Origin of the sequence: Klebsiella michiganensis, from assembly GCF_015139575.1 — a bacterium.
Lineage (GTDB): Bacteria > Pseudomonadota > Gammaproteobacteria > Enterobacterales > Enterobacteriaceae > Klebsiella > Klebsiella michiganensis.
In genome coordinates this window covers 2,588,309-2,604,036 of sequence record NZ_AP022547.1, presented here as the reverse complement: position 1 = coordinate 2,604,036, position 15,728 = coordinate 2,588,309, and the positions used below count along the sequence as shown (strand labels likewise).

Here is a 15,728-nt window from a genome sequence, read left to right as displayed (position 1 = left end):
CCTTTCCCGCGGCGTCGGTCATTCCGGCGCCCGCAGCCACTCCCGGTTTAGCGTTTCGCTATCGCCAAGGTAATCCAGCAGCCATAGCAGCGCCGGCGAGGCATCGCTTTGCTGCCACGTCAGGCAGCATGCGGCGTCCGGGAAGGGGTTCTCCAGCTCCAGCGTCGTCCATGCGCCGCTATCAAGCCACGGGCGCGCTAAATGCCCGGGAACCATACCGACGCACAGTCCGGCGGAGAGACAGGTTTCTGAGGCATCCCAGTCCGGCACCACCACCCTCTTCTGGTTATCCAGCAGCCAGGTGGTCCGCTTCGGCAGCGAGCGCGAGGTATCCTCCCTGACCAGCGACGGCCAGTTGCGCAGGACGTCATCGCTCAGAGGCCCGGCCATTTTGGCCAGCGGATGGTGGCTCGCGACGACGCAGTCCCAGCTCAGCATTCCCATATCGCGAAAGGCGTAGCGGCCCCCTACCGGAATTGAGCGCGTCGCGCCGATGGCCAGCTCCACGCGACCGTCGGCGAGCGCATCCCAGACGCCGTTAAACACCTCCTGAAAAACAATCAGTTCGACGTCATCAAAATGACGATAGAAATCAACGATCATCTGCCGCATGCGCGTGGGTTTAACGATATTATCCACCGCAATAGAGAGCTGCCCGCGCCAGCCGTTGGCTATCTGCTGGCACTGCTGGCGGGTGATCTGCATTTTTTTGATAACAGAACGCCCCTCCTGTAAAAACCAGACGCCGGCCGGCGTTAATTCCACATCACGATGACGGCGTTCGAACAGCGGTACCGCCAGCCACTCCTCCAGCTGACGCACGGTATAGCTGACGGCCGAGGGTACGCGGTGCAGTTCCTGTGCTGCGGAGCTAAAGCTGCCGTTACGGGCGACAGCATCGACAACTTCAAGCGAGTATTCGGACCACATTTTCTGCCTGCAAAATTTTTGAATTCACCTGACAAATATTAGCGTTTCACAAGCCTTAATGCACTCCCTACACTCTGCGCCATCGTACCTGCAACAATAAAAAGAGAAGATGATGCAACAACCTGGGAAAGGATTTTTAGTCTGGCTGGCAGGACTCAGCGTACTGGGCTTTCTGGCGACCGATATGTATCTTCCGGCTTTCGCCGCCATGCAACAAGATTTGAACACTTCTGCGGCCTCCGTCAGCGCCAGCCTGAGCCTGTTTCTGGCAGGCTTTGCGCTGGGCCAGCTTTTCTGGGGACCCCTTTCCGATCGCTATGGCCGCAAACCGGTGCTGTTGAGCGGGCTGGCCATTTTTGCTATCGGCTGTCTGGGGATGCTGTGGGTTCGCGATGCCAACCTGATGCTCGCGCTGCGATTTATTCAGGCCCTGGGGGTTTGCGCCGCCGCGGTGACCTGGCAGGCGATGGTCACCGATTATTATCCAGCGCAAAGAACCAACCGGATTTTCGCCGCCATTATGCCGCTGGTCGGTTTATCGCCGGCGCTGGCACCGCTGCTCGGCAGCTGGCTGCTGGTCCATTTTGAATGGCAGGCTATTTTTGCCGTGCTGTTCGCGATTACCCTGCTGCTGATGCTGCCCGCCCTGCGCCTGAAGCCAGCGAACAAACCGGTTGCCAGCGCCCAGCAGAAGCTCACGTTTCTCACCCTGCTGCGCTCGCGCGAGTATAGCGGTAACGTGCTCATCTACGCCGCCTGTTCCGCCAGCTTTTTTGCCTGGCTGACGGGGTCGCCGTTTATTCTTCATGAAATGGGCTATGGCCCGACCGTTATCGGCCTGAGCTACGTTCCGCAAACTATCGCGTTTCTGGTGGGCGGTTATGGCTGCCGCGCGGCGCTGCAAAAATGGCAGGGCCAGCAAATTCTGCCCTGGCTGCTGGCGATTTTCGCCCTCAGCGTCGCCGCCACCTGGCTGGTAGGCCTGCGGGAAAACGCCACGCTCGTTGGTTTGATGATTCCGTTCTGCGCCATGGCGGTGGTAAATGGCGGTATTTACCCTATCGTCGTCGCGCAGGCCCTGAAGCCATTCCCGCAGGCGACCGGCCGCGCCGCTGCGCTGCAAAACACCCTGCAGCTTGGCCTCTGTTTCCTTACCAGCCTGCTGGTCTCGACGCTGATTGCCACCCCGCTGCAAACGACCACCAGCGTGATGCTGGTCTCCATCGTGCTGGCCGGGATGGGCTACCGCATGCAGCACAAAGCCGCGCATCTGGCAACAAAATCGTCACATGCTTAAGGTAATGTGCTGATAGTGATAAGATCCAGTAATTAGCTTGCTAAGATATTTTTGTTGAAAGCCTGTTTTTAGCGGCCTATACTGGATCCGGCGTCACATAAATAGAAAACTAATTGATTTTAACGGGAGCAGGATGCATCCCGTTTCACCATGGAAGGCCTTTCGGCAAGGGTTACCTCCCTTCCTCTGTTCTACGTCGGATAGCAGCCTCACGGATTATCCGTGAGATTTCTCACAAAGCCAAAAAAGCGTCTACGCTGTTTTAAGGTTCTGATCACTTGGGCGTGATGGAGAAGCTATGAGTTCATCGTGTATAGAAGAAGTAAGTGTACCAAATGATGACTGGTACCGAATTGCAGCTGAATTATTAGGCCGTGCGGGCATTGAAATTAATGGTCCTGCTCCCTCCGACCTGCGAATTAAAAACCCTCTCTTTTTTAAGCGCGTTTTACAGGAAGGGTCGCTGGGGTTAGGCGAGAGCTATATGGACGGCTGGTGGGATTGTGAGCGGCTGGATATATTTTTCCATAAAGTTTTACGCGCCGGTCTGGAAAATCAGCTTCCCCATCATTTCAAAGATACCTTGCGTATCGCCAGCGCACGCTTATTCAATCTGCAAAGTAAAAAACGATCCTGGATTGTCGGTAAAGAGCATTACGATTTAGGTAACGATCTGTTCAGCCGCATGCTTGACCCTTATATGCAGTACTCTTGCGCTTACTGGAAAGACGCGCAGACTCTCGATGACGCGCAGCAGGCAAAATTAGATCTGATCTGCCGTAAACTTGAGCTTGAGCCAGGGATGCGGGTACTCGATATCGGCTGCGGCTGGGGCGGGCTGGCTTACTACATGGCCAAACATTACCAGGTCAGCGTGGTTGGCGTGACCATCTCGGCAGAGCAGCAGAAAATGGCGCAGCAGCGCTGCGCGGACCTCGACGTTACCATCCTGCTCCAGGACTATCGCGACCTGCACGAAAGCTTCGATCGTATTGTTTCCGTCGGCATGTTCGAACATGTCGGGCCTAAAAATTACGCCACCTATTTTGATGTGGTCGATCGTAATCTGAAACCCGACGGTCGTTTCCTGCTGCATACCATCGGTTCGAAAAAAACCGATCATAGCGTTGACCCGTGGATTAACAAATATATCTTCCCTAACGGCTGCCTGCCGTCGGTGCGCCATATTGCCGAAGCCAGCGAATCGCATTTCGTTATGGAAGACTGGCATAATTTTGGTGCCGACTACGACACGACGCTGATGGCCTGGTATGAGCGCTTCCTCGCCAGTTGGCCGGAAATCGCCGACAACTACTCGGAACGCTTCAAACGTATGTTTAGCTATTATCTGAATGCCTGCGCTGGCGCTTTCCGCGCGCGCGATATTCAGCTCTGGCAGGTGGTTTTTTCTCGCGGGGCCGAACACGGCCTGCGCGTGGCCCGCTAAAAATATCCCCGCATCGGCGGGGATATTTTTTACTCGGCCGCCGTTTTCAGTGCCGCCTCTTTCGCCGCCAGCACGCGCTCGACGGTATCGATGACCGCCTGAGTCTGCGGATCGATTTCAATATTCACCCGATCGCCCAGCTTTTTCACCCCAAGCGTGGTGCGCTGCAGCGTTTCCGGAATTAAATGAACGCAAAAGCGGGTTGGCGTCACTTCACCGACGGTGAGGCTAATCCCATCTACGCCGATATAGCCTTTATAGAGGATATATTTCATCAACGTCGGGTCCTGAACCTTAAACCAGATCTGGCGGTTATTTTCCGAGGTGAGAATTTTCACTACTTCCGCGGTGGTCATAATATGGCCGGACATCAGGTGACCGCCAATTTCATCGCTGAATTTCGCCGCGCGCTCAACGTTAACGCTGTCGCCCTCGCCAACCTCGCCCAGATTAGTTATACGCAGGGTCTCTTTCATCAGGTCAAAACTCACTCGCGCGCCGTCTATATGGGTGACGGTCAAGCAGCAGCCGTTGTGCGCCACGGAAGCCCCGGTTTCGAGCCCCGCCAGCATATGCTCAGGCAGCTCCACGATGTGGGTGCGAAAGTTAGGTTTTTCATCGATCGCCACCACTTTGGCGGTCCCCTGCACAATACCGGTAAACATATTTTGCTCCTGTATAAATTCGTGACGGTATCAGTACCGTTTTAGGCTATGACGAACAATAACAGGTGGCAAAACAGGTTGCCAGCGCACAACGTGCAGTGGAATTTTTTCACTGGCTAAATGGCTAATCCTCGCTACAATAGTCTGGCAAATCCCTCTGCTTTTCTTCTTGCTGCCACATATGGCGGCTTTTTTAGTCCTCCAATAACAACAATATAAAGGTGTTTACGTGCAGAAGTATTTTATTGAAGCGCGTCAGTTATTAGCACTGGCTATACCCGTTATACTCGCCCAGGTGGCGCAAACCGCCATGGGCTTCGTCGATACCGTGATGGCGGGTGGCTATAGCGCCACCGACATGGCGGCCGTCGCCATCGGCACCTCTATCTGGCTACCGGCGATCCTCTTTGGCCACGGCCTGCTGCTGGCCCTGACGCCCGTTATTGCCCAACTGAATGGTTCCGGCCGTCGCGAGCGTATCGCTCACCAGGTACGCCAGGGGTTCTGGCTGGCTGGCTTCGTCTCCCTGCTGGTGATGGTTGTGCTGTGGAACGCCGGTTACATTATCAGCTCAATGCATAACATCGACCCGGCGATGGCAGAGAAGGCGGTCGGCTACCTGCGGGCGCTGCTGTGGGGCGCGCCCGGCTATCTGTTCTTTCAGGTCGCTCGCAACCAGTGTGAAGGACTGGCGAAAACCAAGCCGGGTATGGTAATGGGATTTATCGGTCTGCTGGTCAACATTCCGGTGAACTACATTTTTATCTACGGCCACTTTGGTATGCCGGAGCTCGGCGGTATCGGCTGCGGCGTGGCGACGGCATCGGTTTACTGGGTTATGTTTTTCAGCATGCTCTTCTGGGTGCGCCGCGCGCGTTCGATGCGCGATATTCATCACACAGAGCGCTTCAGCAAACCGGATTTCGCCGTCATTCAGCGTCTGGTACAGCTGGGCCTGCCGATTGCGCTCGCGCTGTTTTTCGAAGTGACGCTCTTCGCCGTCGTGGCGCTGCTGGTTTCGCCGTTGGGGATCGTTGACGTCGCCGGGCATCAGATAGCCCTCAACTTCAGCTCGCTGATGTTCGTCTTACCGCTCTCGCTGGCGGCAGCGGTGACCATTCGCGTCGGTTTCCGTCTCGGGCAGGGTTCCACGCTGGAGGCCCAGACCTCAGCCAGAACCGGCGTCGGCGTCGGGGTGTGCATGGCCGTTTTCACGGCGGTTTTCACCATTCTGATGCGCAAGCAAATCGCGCTGCTGTATAACGATAATCCCGAGGTGGTTACCCTCGCGTCCCAGCTGATGCTGCTGGCGGCGATCTACCAGATTTCCGACTCCATTCAGGTGATCGGCAGCGGGATTCTGCGCGGCTACAAAGACACGCGTTCCATCTTCTTTATCACCTTTACCGCCTACTGGGTATTGGGACTGCCGAGCGGCTACCTGCTGGCGCTGACCGATATCGTGGTACCGCGCATGGGCCCCGCCGGGTTCTGGTGCGGCTTTATTATTGGCCTCACCTCCGCCGCCGTAATGATGATGCTGCGCATGCGTTTCCTGCAGCGTCAGCCTTCCAGCGTCATTTTACAACGCGCGGCGCGCTAGCCCGTCACGGAAGAGAAGTCGCTATCCAACGGCGCTGATTCAGCGCCGTTTTCTCAAGCTGGTGAAGAAATATTCTTTTGCATCAGTAAAATATAACCAATATGGATAAAACTTCTGCGATCGTGAGAAATCTGGAAGAAAAGTGACGTTTGCCTCTTGCCACAACCCCTCCCTCCCGCTAATATGCGTCCCCGTTGCCACTGCAACATTGCGTTCATAGCTCAGTTGGTTAGAGCACCACCTTGACATGGTGGGGGTCGTTGGTTCGAGTCCAATTGAACGCACCATAATGCGTTTATAGCTCAGTTGGTTAGAGCACCACCTTGACATGGTGGGGGTCGTTGGTTCGAGTCCAATTAAACGCACCATAATGCGTCCGTAGCTCAGTTGGTTAGAGCACCACCTTGACATGGTGGGGGTCGGTGGTTCGAGTCCACTCGGACGCACCATTTCACAGCCTCGTGATCTGGTGCCTTTTATCTCCCGCATTGAAATATCCGAAAATTACTTTCAGCACTGGCGATACGCTATTTTCTGATTTTTCCCGGTCGTGTCCTTAATATCTTTCACCATTCCGACAACTTATTTCCCGCGCTTATGTAAAGAGACGTAAAGCCCTGCGCCGCGTCTACGCTGCATTTATTAACGCAGCGGCCCCGCCGATATTCCCTCGCGAATAAAAATCTTTCGTTAGATCATAACCCGTTATGCTGACATTCATTAAAAACAAGCGAAACGGTAACAGCAGCGCAATTCAGAGTATTTCAAAAAATATCACCACAAACCGGTTTGACTGTTCAAAAATAACGACTAAATTTAATTTCTGAACGACAACGGATACGTACCTGAAGCGTATCTTCCTGACATAAACTCAACAACAGAGGTATGAAAATATGGCAGAACATCGTGGTGGTTCCGGTAATTTCGCTGAAGACCGTGATAAAGCATCTGAAGCAGGACGTAAAGGCGGTCAGCACAGCGGTGGTAACTTTAAAAACGATCCGCAGCGCGCATCTGAGGCCGGAAAGAAAGGCGGCCAAAATAGCCATGGCGGCGGGCGTAAATCTGATAATTCCTGATATTAATCGCCTCATTCTCTTGTAACTAAAAGAGTAACCTGCGAGTCTGCGGACTCGCAGTTATTCTCCGTTTATAAAGGTAATTAATATGAATATGAAGAGCATAGAAGACGTTTTTATTCATCTTTTATCGGATACATATAGCGCAGAAAAACAATTAACCCGCGGCCTGGCGAAACTCGCCAGAGCGGCGTCCAGCGAACAGCTTAGCGCCGCGTTCAAGGCCCACCTGGAGGAGACTCAGGGGCAAATTGAACGTATCGATCAAATTGTCGAGCAAGAGCCTGATATCAAAATTAAACGGATGAAATGCGTGGCCATGGAGGGGCTGATTGAAGAAGCTAACGAAGTTATTGAGAGCACGGAGAAAAATGAAGTGCGGGATGCGGCATTAATTGCCGCTGCGCAAAAGGTTGAACATTATGAAATTGCCAGCTACGGCACTCTCGCCACTTTAGCAGAACAGCTTGGCTATAAAAAAGCGGTTAAACTTTTAGCGGAAACGTTAGAAGAAGAAAAATCAACCGACCTTAAATTAACTGACCTGGCGGTCGGCAATATTAATAAAGACGCCCAAAATAAATAGCCAGATGGTAAACCAATATTAAGGAGTTGATTATGAATTATCTTGAACATTATCACGACTGGCTACGCGATGCGCATGCAATGGAAAAACAGGCAGAATCTATGCTGGAATCCATGGCGAGCCGCATCGATAATTATCCTGACCTGCGCAGCAGAATTCAACAGCACGTAACTGAAACCAAACGCCAAATTACGGTACTGGAGGAGATTCTGGATCGTAATAATATATCACGCTCGGTGCTGAAGGATTCCATGAGCAAAATGGCCGCGTTGGGCCAATCCATTGGCGGGATGTTCCCTTCCGATGAAATCGTTAAAGGGTCAATTAGCGGTTATGTATTTGAGCAGTTTGAAATTGCCTGTTATACCTCCCTGCTTGCCGCCGCGAATAAAGCCGGCGACACCGCCTCAATCCCCGCCATCGAATCGATTCTGGCAGAAGAGCGGGCCATGGCCGACTGGCTGCTGAAACATATTCCGCAAACAACGGAAGAGTTCCTTCTGCGCTCTGAAGCCGAAGGCGTTGAAGCGAAAAAATAAGCAATAAGGATAAGAGCCTATGTTCCGACACGTTAAGCAGCTTCAGTATACCGTAAGGGTCGCCGAGCCGAATCCGGGACTGGCGAACCTTCTTCTGGAACAATTCGGCGGTCCCCAGGGCGAACTGGCCGCCGCATGCCGGTATTTTACTCAGGGCCTGAGCGATGACGATCCGGGCCGTAAAGATATGCTGATGGACATTGCCACCGAAGAGCTGAGCCACCTTGAAATTATCGGCTCGCTGGTTGGCATGCTCAATAAAGGGGCCAAAGGCGCCCTGGCGGAAGGCGCGGAAAACGAAGCCGACCTGTACCGCTCGCTTACCGCTAACGGTAACGACAGCCATATCACCTCTTTGCTATATGGCGCAGGCACGCCGCTGACCAACTCCGCCGGGGTGCCCTGGACCGCTGCCTATATTGATACGATTGGTGAGCCAACCGCGGATTTACGCTCCAACGTGGCGGCCGAGGCGCGGGCCAAAATCATTTATGAGCGCCTGATCAACGTCACTGATGACCCCGGAGTGAAGGATGCGCTGGCCTTTCTGATGACCCGGGAAGCCGCTCATCAGCTCTCTTTCGAAAAAGCGCTCCAGTCCATCAGAAATAACTATCCGCCAGGAAAATTACCGCCCGTCCCTGAATACGCCAGCACCTACTACAATATGTCAGAGGGCGACGACATTCGCGGTAGCTGGAATAGCGATAGGCACTTCGAATATGTGGCAAATCCACAGCCTGCAGTGGATGGCGGAGAGGGTGGCGCCAGCGTTAAGCTAACGGCCAAACAAAAGGCCCTGGCGAAAACCATGGCGAAACGGACCCAATCCGATCCGGATGGCGATCCTCTGACCGGCGCAGAGCTCGGCGCAGGCAAGAAAAGCCCTGGTCCTCGATAACCTGCTGTTAATCACTTCCCCCTGCTCAATTCGGGGGGGTGTTCTGTGATGGGGTCCGGAATATGTTTGAACTCGACGCGTTTAATCTGGCTCGGCTGCAGTTCGCATTTACCGTCTCTTTTCATATTCTTTTTCCGGCGATTACCATCGGACTGGCCAGCTATCTGGTGGTGCTGGAGGGGATGTGGCTGCGGACAAAAGATGACGTCTGGCGCTCATTGTATAATTTCTGGCTGAAAATTTTTGCCGTTAATTTCGGGATGGGCGTGGTTTCAGGCCTGGTCATGGCTTATCAATTCGGCACCAACTGGAGCGGTTTCTCACAGTTTGCCGGTAGTATTACCGGTCCCCTGCTGCTTTACGAAGTGCTCACCGCCTTTTTTCTCGAAGCCGGTTTCTTAGGCGTTATGCTCTTTGGCTGGAACAAAGTTCCTCCCGGCCTGCACTTCTTCACCACCTGCATGGTGGCGCTGGGCACGCTGATGTCAACCTTCTGGATCCTCGCGTCAAATAGCTGGATGCAGACGCCGCAGGGTTTTACCATTGAAAACGGTCATGTCATTCCCCAGGACTGGCTGGCGATTATCTTTAACCCTTCTTTCCCCTATCGTCTGTCCCATATGGCGATTGCCGCTTTTCTCAGCAGCGCGATGTTCGTCGGCGCCTCCGCCGCCTGGCATCTTCTGCGGGGCAATGATACGCCGGCCATACGTAAAATGTTTTCCATGGCGATGTGGATGGCCCTGCTGGTCGCGCCGGTTCAGGCTATCGTTGGCGATATGCACGGGCTCAACACGCTTGAACATCAGCCGGCAAAAATCGCTGCCATAGAAGGCCACTGGGAGAACAAACCCGGAGAAGCCACCCCGCTGCTGCTGTTTGGCGTGCCCGATATGGATGAAGAGCGCACCAAATACGGGCTGGAAATCCCTGCGCTTGGCAGCCTGATCCTCACCCATAGCCTGAACAAGCAGGTCCCGGCGCTGAAAGATTTTCCGCCGCAGAATCGGCCAAACTCGCTTATCGTCTTCTGGTCTTTCCGCATCATGGTCGGCATGGGCGTGTTGATGATTGCCCTCGGCGTATGGAGCCTGTGGCTTCGCTACCGGCAGCGTCTTTTTCACTCCCGCGCCTTTCAGTGGTTTGCGCTGGCGATGGGGCCGGCGGGGCTGCTGGCGCTGCTGGCCGGCTGGATCACGACCGAAGCGGGACGCCAGCCCTGGGTCATCTATGGTTTATTACGCACCCGGGATGCGGTCTCTCTCCACAGCACAGCGCAAATGATCGTCAGCCTGCTGGTCTTTATCGTGGTGTACTGTTCGGTGTTTGGCGTAGGTTATTACTACATTATCCGGCTGATTCAGAAAGGGCCTCAGCCCGTCAGCGAATTGACATCGACAACCTCCGGTACGCCGGCTCGCCCCCTTTCCGCCGCAGAGGCCGTGCCTGAAGAGGAGACTCGCTAATGGGCATCGATATCCCCGTTATCTGGTTTGTCATCATAGTGTTTGCCACGCTGATGTATATCGTTATGGACGGCTTCGATCTCGGCATCGGAATCGTCTTCAGCTTTGTGCCCAACGCCAACGAGCGCGACGTGATGATGAACAGCGTCGCCCCGGTGTGGGACGGCAATGAGACATGGCTTGTGCTGGGCGGCGCGGGGCTATTCGGCGCCTTTCCGCTGGCCTACGCCGTCATCACCGATGCGCTAACGATTCCGCTCACCGCCATGTTAATTGGCCTGATCTTTCGCGGCGTCGCCTTCGAATTTCGTTTTAAGGCCACCCCCTCTCATCAAAAATTCTGGGATTACTCATTTGTGGGCGGCTCGTTGTTGGCTACCTTTAGCCAGGGGATAGTCGTGGGCGCGGTCATCAGCGGCTTTGAGGTTGCCGACCGCAGGTTCATCGGCTCAGCGCTGGACTGGCTGACGCCCTTTAGCCTGTTCTGCGGCTTAGGGCTGGTGGTGGCTTATACGCTCCTCGGCACCACCTGGCTTATCATGAAAAGCGAAGGCGCGCTGCAGCAGCGCATGCGTGAGCTGACCCGTCACACGCTTCTGGCGCTGATGGCGGTTATCGCCGTGGTCAGCGTCTGGACGCCGCTGGGCTGGCCGTCCGTTGCTGAACGCTGGTTTACCCTGCCTAATTTCTACTGGTTTGTGCCCGTTCCCATTCTGGTACTCGTCTTTAGCCTGTGGATCTGGCGCCTGAGCGCTCATCCCGCAAGCCACGCCCGCCCTTTCCTCCTGACGCTTGGGCTTATTTTTCTCGGCTTCAGCGGCCTGGGCATCAGTCTGTGGCCCAATATCATCCCTCCGCATATCACGCTGTGGGAAGCCTCCGCGCCGCCGGCCAGCCAGCTATTTATGCTGGTAGGAACCCTGCTTATCATTCCGGTGATTTTGGTTTACACCGCATGGAGCTACTACGTATTCCGCGGCAAAGTTTCCGGAAATGAAGGCTATCACTGAGGTGGGCTATGGCTGACTGGCATACGCGGGCCATTATCTATCAGATTGATTCAGCGCTGTTTTACGATCTTAACGGCGATGGCTGCGGCGATATCGCCGGGATCGCCGCGAAGCTGCGCTATATTCGCCGGCTGGGCGCGACGGTGATCTGGATAACGCCCTTCTACCTGACGCCGTTTCTGGATGAGGGTTACGATGTCAGCGACCATCTGCAGGTCGATCCGCGATTTGGTCAACTGGCGGATATCATTGCTTTTATCGAGCAGGCCCGCGAATTAGGCATGCAGGTTATTATTGAATTGCTGATCCAGCACACCTCCGACGCTCACCCATGGTTTCAACAAGCGCGGCGCAGCCGTCGCTCGCCGTTCCGCGACTATTATCTGTGGGCAGATAGCGATGATGACGATACGCCGCCCATGTTTCCCGGCGTCGAAGAGAGCATCTGGTCGTGGGATGACGAAGCCGGGCAATATTTTCGCCATATGTTTTACCGCCATGAACCCGATCTCAATCTGGCCTCTCCCGCGGTGATCAAAGAGGTCGAAAATATCGTTATCTTTTGGCTGAAGCTGGGGGTTTCCGGCTTTCGTCTGGATGCCGCCTCGCATTTGACGAAACAGGCCGGACGCGGCGAGGAGAAACGCGGGCTATGGCTCCTGGAACATCTGCGTCGGCTGGTTGAACGACATAATCCGCAGGCCATACTGCTCGGCGAAGTCGACGTTGAGGTGGCGCAGTATCGCGACTATTTTGGCGATAATAACCGACTTAATATGGTACTTAACTTCTGGCTGAACAAATATTTTTACGTCAGCCTCGCCAGCCAGAGCGCCCACCCGCTGATCGACGCCATCAAGAAAATGGTGGTGCCTCCTGACGCCTGCTGCTTCGCAAACTGGCTGCGCAACCACGATGAACTGGATCTTGAAGGGATCGGTAACAAGAACAAGCAGACCGTGCTGGATGCCTTCGCGCCGGATAAGGAGATGAACGTTTATCAGCGCGGTATTCGTCGTCGGCTGGCGCCCATGCTGAATGGCGACCGGCGGCGGCTGGCGTTCTGTCATGCCGTGCTTTTTTCGCTGCCCGGCGTACCGATCATGCGCTACGGGGATGAGATCGGCATGGGTGACGACCTGGCGCTGGAAGAGCGCTACGCGGTGCGTACGCCGATGCAGTGGGCCGGTTCAGCGGGCGGCGGCTTCTCCGCAGCCGATCCGCAGACGTTTGTGGCTCCCATGATCGACCGGGGACCGTTTCGCTATCAGAAAGTCAACGTCGCTGATTCCCTGCTGCACCGCCATTCTCTCCTGCACCGTATTATTGATATCGCCAATACGCGGTCAGAATTCCCGGAAATCGCCGTTGCGCCTTTCCGCATCATTAGCACCGATCGGCAGGCGATTCTCGGGATCTGCTACGATGACCACGAGCGCAGCGTCATCGCCTTTCTTAATTTCAGTGATAAACCGCTGCGTTTTACCGCGAAAGGGATCTATGCGGCGGTGTGGACGCCCTGCCTGGCCGACAAAACCTACGCGGACGCCCTCACTCCCGGTAAGCAGGCTAAGCTGGAGATTAGCGCATATGGCTATCGATGGTTCTGGACCAACAGTAGCGCGCTGCGTTAGCGTTTTTTACGCGAGATAAACCATTTTGCTAAAAGTACCCCCGCCGCTGCCGCGCCGCCCAGCAGCGCTTTTCCCGGCACGCCGGAAGTGATGGCGGTGGCGCGATATTTCGCCTCAGAGGAAAAACGCCCGTGCGTTTTATGCAATCCGCTGACCGGCTGTTCGAGATAGTCCTGACGGTCGTCGGCATTCAAGCGCCGGGTCATTTGCCCTTCCCACGCTTTTTTGACCATCAGCCGGTCAAGGAAGCCCGGGAAAAGAAATTGCCCAATAATGGACTGAATCGTGCTGCTCCCTACCCAGAGTTCGCGTACGGGCCGGCGCGCGACGTTGAAGATAGCCTGGGCGGCCACTTCCGGCTGAAATACGGGCGGCACCGGGCGCATCGCCCAGGCAAACTTATTGCGCGCCCACTCGAACTGCGGCGTATTCAGCCCCGGCATCTGTACCATCGCAATACTCACGCCGCTATTTTCATGCATCAACTCCGTACGCACCGCATCGGTAAAACCCCGAATCGCGGCCTTTGCCCCGCAGTAGGCGGACTGTAGCGGAATGGAGCGATAGGCGAGCGCGGAGCCAACCTGGATAATCACTCCGCGATCGCGGGGCGTCATCAGCGCCAGCGCGGCGCGAGTCCCGTTGACGTAGCCGAGGTAGGTGACCTCGGTTACCCGTCTAAATTCGTCGTGGGTCATCGCTCTGAAAGGCGCCAGCACCGCACACATCGCGTTATTGACCCATACCTCGATAGCCCCGAGCCGATTTTCGATTTCGCCGGCGGCGGTCAAGAGCGCATCGGCATTTGCCACATCGGCCTGCACGGTATGCACCCGAACGCCGCAACGAAGGAGCTCCTGCTTCGTCGCCTCAAGGCTTCGGCCATCGCGGGCAATAATGCCGACGTCATAGCCTGCCCGTGCAAAGCGCAGGGCCGTTGCTTTACCGACTCCCGCAGTACCGCCAGTGATCGCCATGACTGCCATATAAACCTCCGCAATAAAAGCGTTATGCGCTCTGCCAGCTGGGCAGTTTCTCGATGAGCATCGCCAGTGAATAGCGCACGGCTTTCTCCACAACATCCTGGCACTCGCCGGAAAACAGCGTTTTATGCGCGTCGATACTGCCGCGAAAATTCCACGCGAACCAGACGGTCCCCGCAGGCGTCCCGTCATCGCCGCCGTCCGGCCCCGCGTATCCGCTAATGGCGATACTGATATCCGCCCCGGAACGCGCCAGCGCGCCGGTGGACATCTCTTCAACGGTCTGCCGACTGACGGCGCTATATTTCTCCAGCGTTGAGGCGTTGACGTCGAGAAGCTGCTGTTTCGCCCGATCGCTAAAAGTGATTAAGCCAATATCGTAGAATGCGGCCGTATCCGCTTCCGCGCACAGCGCTGCCGCCAGGCTACCGCCGGTGCAGGATTCCGCGGTGGTTAAGCGTAAACGACGGTCAATCAGCGCGCTGGCGACCTGTTTAGTCAACTCGCCGGTGGTTTTCGCCTGGTTATAAGGGTTATTTGACATAAAAAGACCTTTTTAACTCTCAGCAGGAATAATAGAAATGTGGCCATTCCGTTCCAGTATGGCATATTTGATTTTACTTAATTCCGTAATACCCTGATTCTGCCGCGCGGCGACCAGAATATCATCACAGGAGACGTCCACTTTTTTCAGCTTGTCAATTAACGGCACGCCATTTTCGACTAAAATCACCGGGCAACCATCAAGCGCTGACTCTGCGCCAGCGGAATATTTCTTCATTAATCCGAAAAGCATATCCACGACCACCAGCGTCATAATCGTCAGCATTGCGCCGGTCACCGAAAAATCGTTCCCCAGCAGCGCCTGCTGGGTAGCCTCGCTGATAATAAGTAATAAAATCAGATCAAAGCTGGTCATTTGTAATAGCGCCCGGCGGCCGGCGATTTTAAACACCACCAGCAAAATTAAATATATCGCTAACGCACGCAAGACCATCTCCATCGCATCCTCCTAAGGATAAATAAATTGCCAGAAGCGGATTTCGGGTTCGCCGTTTAGCTGCAAAGAGTGGTTCAACTTACCTGGGCGGGTGGGCGTAACGTAGAGCCATATGGAAAAATTATTCATGCTTTTCAAATCATTATAGACCAGAAAGAGCCGGTCGTTCTGACTGTACATCCTGTCTGGCCGGGGCCAGATACTGCCTGGTTCAAAAGAAGAGGTAAAATCACCGCCAAGGCTAAAAATATATTTATCCGCGACCCGCGGATGGGCGGTAATCTTTAACCTGAATTCAGTTTGCAAACGACCGAAGCGGTCATAGGCCACCGTTAAATTGCGCTGCGCAGTTGTTTTTTCGGCAGTGCTAAAATAGCCTCCAGAAAAGAGTCCCCAAAGGGCTGCCAGTATGATCGCCAATAATATTCCGAGGCCTATCTGGCGGGCAGCGCATTCAAAATTAAGAAAAAATTCGTTCTCTTTAATCCCGGGCAGCCTCTTTTTTTCACTTGCCATTTTTCACCTCACCGTTGCGCTTATTATCGGAGCGCCAGTTTAAGAAATAGCAACCCGGTTTAATATGTCAAG

Annotated in this window: 16 protein-coding genes and 3 tRNA genes; 13 read left to right on the top strand and 6 right to left on the bottom strand. The window is 54.7% G+C overall.

Annotated features, from left to right (window positions below; translation table 11 throughout):
* Nucleotides 1-18: 18 nt before the first annotated feature.
* Nucleotides 19-930: a DNA-binding transcriptional activator PunR gene (punR, locus tag JLG71_RS12230; RefSeq protein WP_200914249.1), complete on the bottom strand. Its 912-nt coding sequence runs from the start codon at nt 928-930 to the stop codon at nt 19-21.
* Nucleotides 931-1,042: 112 nt separating this feature from the next.
* On the opposite strand from punR, the gene punC reads away from it, so the two are divergent.
* Nucleotides 1,043-2,227, top strand: coding sequence for a purine nucleoside transporter PunC (gene punC, locus JLG71_RS12225; RefSeq protein ID WP_025105838.1), 1,185 nt, complete (start codon nt 1,043-1,045; stop codon nt 2,225-2,227).
* A gap of 298 nt (nt 2,228-2,525) precedes the next feature.
* Nucleotides 2,526-3,674, top strand: coding sequence for a cyclopropane fatty acyl phospholipid synthase (gene cfa, locus JLG71_RS12220; RefSeq protein ID WP_014838673.1), 1,149 nt, complete (start codon nt 2,526-2,528; stop codon nt 3,672-3,674).
* A gap of 29 nt (nt 3,675-3,703) precedes the next feature.
* Here the strand turns inward: cfa and JLG71_RS12215 are convergent, their stop codons facing one another.
* A complete protein-coding gene (locus JLG71_RS12215) occupies nt 3,704-4,339 on the bottom strand; it encodes a riboflavin synthase (protein WP_025105841.1) in 636 nt (211 codons plus the stop codon).
* A gap of 229 nt (nt 4,340-4,568) precedes the next feature.
* On the opposite strand from JLG71_RS12215, the gene mdtK reads away from it, so the two are divergent.
* The 11 genes from mdtK (at nt 4,569) to JLG71_RS12160 (ending at nt 13,157) form a co-directional block, all read left to right on the top strand.
* Complete coding sequence (gene mdtK / locus JLG71_RS12210; RefSeq protein ID WP_014229610.1) at nt 4,569-5,942, top strand: MdtK family multidrug efflux MATE transporter; 1,374 nt, start codon at nt 4,569-4,571, stop codon at nt 5,940-5,942.
* 210 nt (nt 5,943-6,152) lie between these two features.
* A tRNA-Val gene (locus JLG71_RS12205) sits at nt 6,153-6,229 on the top strand.
* A gap of 4 nt (nt 6,230-6,233) precedes the next feature.
* Nucleotides 6,234-6,310, top strand: a tRNA-Val gene (locus tag JLG71_RS12200).
* 4 nt (nt 6,311-6,314) lie between these two features.
* Nucleotides 6,315-6,391: transfer RNA gene (locus tag JLG71_RS12195), tRNA-Val, on the top strand.
* A 444-nt stretch (nt 6,392-6,835) separates the two neighbouring features.
* Nucleotides 6,836-7,021, top strand: a complete 186-nt coding sequence (locus tag JLG71_RS12190; protein WP_004136767.1) for a con-10 family general stress protein — start codon at nt 6,836-6,838, stop codon at nt 7,019-7,021.
* An 88-nt stretch (nt 7,022-7,109) separates the two neighbouring features.
* Entirely contained in the window at nt 7,110-7,607 is a 498-nt protein-coding gene (locus tag JLG71_RS12185; RefSeq protein ID WP_014229611.1) for a YciE/YciF ferroxidase family protein, read from the top strand.
* A 32-nt stretch (nt 7,608-7,639) separates the two neighbouring features.
* Nucleotides 7,640-8,146, top strand: coding sequence for a ferritin-like domain-containing protein (locus JLG71_RS12180; protein WP_009653688.1), 507 nt, complete (start codon nt 7,640-7,642; stop codon nt 8,144-8,146).
* A 19-nt stretch (nt 8,147-8,165) separates the two neighbouring features.
* Entirely contained in the window at nt 8,166-9,047 is an 882-nt protein-coding gene (locus tag JLG71_RS12175) for a manganese catalase family protein (protein WP_046878485.1), read from the top strand.
* A 62-nt stretch (nt 9,048-9,109) separates the two neighbouring features.
* Nucleotides 9,110-10,513 (top strand): cytochrome ubiquinol oxidase subunit I, encoded by a 1,404-nt coding sequence (locus JLG71_RS12170; protein ID WP_014229613.1) that lies wholly within the window; start codon nt 9,110-9,112, stop codon nt 10,511-10,513.
* The gene (gene cydB / locus JLG71_RS12165; RefSeq protein WP_025105844.1) at nt 10,513-11,523 is read left to right on the top strand and encodes a cytochrome d ubiquinol oxidase subunit II; all 1,011 of its coding nucleotides are present in this window, start codon (nt 10,513-10,515) and stop codon (nt 11,521-11,523) included. Before JLG71_RS12170 ends, cydB begins: the two co-directional genes overlap by 1 nt.
* An 8-nt stretch (nt 11,524-11,531) precedes the next feature.
* The gene (locus JLG71_RS12160) at nt 11,532-13,157 is read left to right on the top strand and encodes an alpha-amylase family protein (protein WP_064381203.1); all 1,626 of its coding nucleotides are present in this window, start codon (nt 11,532-11,534) and stop codon (nt 13,155-13,157) included.
* Here the strand turns inward: JLG71_RS12160 and JLG71_RS12155 are convergent.
* The 4 genes from JLG71_RS12155 to JLG71_RS12140 are packed head-to-tail and all read right to left on the bottom strand — an operon-like array spanning nt 13,154 to nt 15,656.
* Complete coding sequence (locus JLG71_RS12155) at nt 13,154-14,143, bottom strand: SDR family oxidoreductase (RefSeq protein WP_014229616.1); 990 nt, start codon at nt 14,141-14,143, stop codon at nt 13,154-13,156. The genes JLG71_RS12160 and JLG71_RS12155 overlap by 4 nt on opposite strands.
* A 22-nt stretch (nt 14,144-14,165) precedes the next feature.
* Nucleotides 14,166-14,684, bottom strand: a complete 519-nt coding sequence (locus tag JLG71_RS12150; RefSeq protein ID WP_064357270.1) for a 2-oxo-tetronate isomerase — start codon at nt 14,682-14,684, stop codon at nt 14,166-14,168.
* Nucleotides 14,685-14,696: 12 nt separating this feature from the next.
* Nucleotides 14,697-15,143, bottom strand: a complete 447-nt coding sequence (locus JLG71_RS12145; RefSeq protein WP_025105847.1) for a DUF421 domain-containing protein — start codon at nt 15,141-15,143, stop codon at nt 14,697-14,699.
* Between the two features lie 9 nt (nt 15,144-15,152).
* A complete protein-coding gene (locus tag JLG71_RS12140) occupies nt 15,153-15,656 on the bottom strand; it encodes a hypothetical protein (RefSeq protein ID WP_064374881.1) in 504 nt (167 codons plus the stop codon).
* Nucleotides 15,657-15,728: the final 72 nt, after the last annotated feature.

Bases quoted from the DNA above. Each gene is read 5' to 3' on its own strand.
- cfa (WP_014838673.1), top strand. From the start codon at position 2,526: ATGAGTTCATCGTGTATAGAAGAAGTAAGTGTACCAAATGATGACTGG.
- JLG71_RS12190 (WP_004136767.1), top strand. From the start codon at position 6,836: ATGGCAGAACATCGTGGTGGTTCCGGTAATTTCGCTGAAGACCGTGAT.
- JLG71_RS12155 (WP_014229616.1), bottom strand. From the start codon at position 14,143: ATGGCAGTCATGGCGATCACTGGCGGTACTGCGGGAGTCGGTAAAGCA.
- JLG71_RS12175 (WP_046878485.1), top strand. From the start codon at position 8,166: ATGTTCCGACACGTTAAGCAGCTTCAGTATACCGTAAGGGTCGCCGAG.
- JLG71_RS12150 (WP_064357270.1), bottom strand. From the start codon at position 14,684: ATGTCAAATAACCCTTATAACCAGGCGAAAACCACCGGCGAGTTGACT.
- JLG71_RS12215 (WP_025105841.1), bottom strand. From the start codon at position 4,339: ATGTTTACCGGTATTGTGCAGGGGACCGCCAAAGTGGTGGCGATCGAT.
- punR (WP_200914249.1), bottom strand. From the start codon at position 930: ATGTGGTCCGAATACTCGCTTGAAGTTGTCGATGCTGTCGCCCGTAAC.
- cydB (WP_025105844.1), top strand. From the start codon at position 10,513: ATGGGCATCGATATCCCCGTTATCTGGTTTGTCATCATAGTGTTTGCC.
- JLG71_RS12180 (WP_009653688.1), top strand. From the start codon at position 7,640: ATGAATTATCTTGAACATTATCACGACTGGCTACGCGATGCGCATGCA.
- JLG71_RS12170 (WP_014229613.1), top strand. From the start codon at position 9,110: ATGTTTGAACTCGACGCGTTTAATCTGGCTCGGCTGCAGTTCGCATTT.
- JLG71_RS12160 (WP_064381203.1), top strand. From the start codon at position 11,532: ATGGCTGACTGGCATACGCGGGCCATTATCTATCAGATTGATTCAGCG.
- JLG71_RS12140 (WP_064374881.1), bottom strand. From the start codon at position 15,656: ATGGCAAGTGAAAAAAAGAGGCTGCCCGGGATTAAAGAGAACGAATTT.
- punC (WP_025105838.1), top strand. From the start codon at position 1,043: ATGCAACAACCTGGGAAAGGATTTTTAGTCTGGCTGGCAGGACTCAGC.
- JLG71_RS12145 (WP_025105847.1), bottom strand. From the start codon at position 15,143: ATGGAGATGGTCTTGCGTGCGTTAGCGATATATTTAATTTTGCTGGTG.
- JLG71_RS12185 (WP_014229611.1), top strand. From the start codon at position 7,110: ATGAATATGAAGAGCATAGAAGACGTTTTTATTCATCTTTTATCGGAT.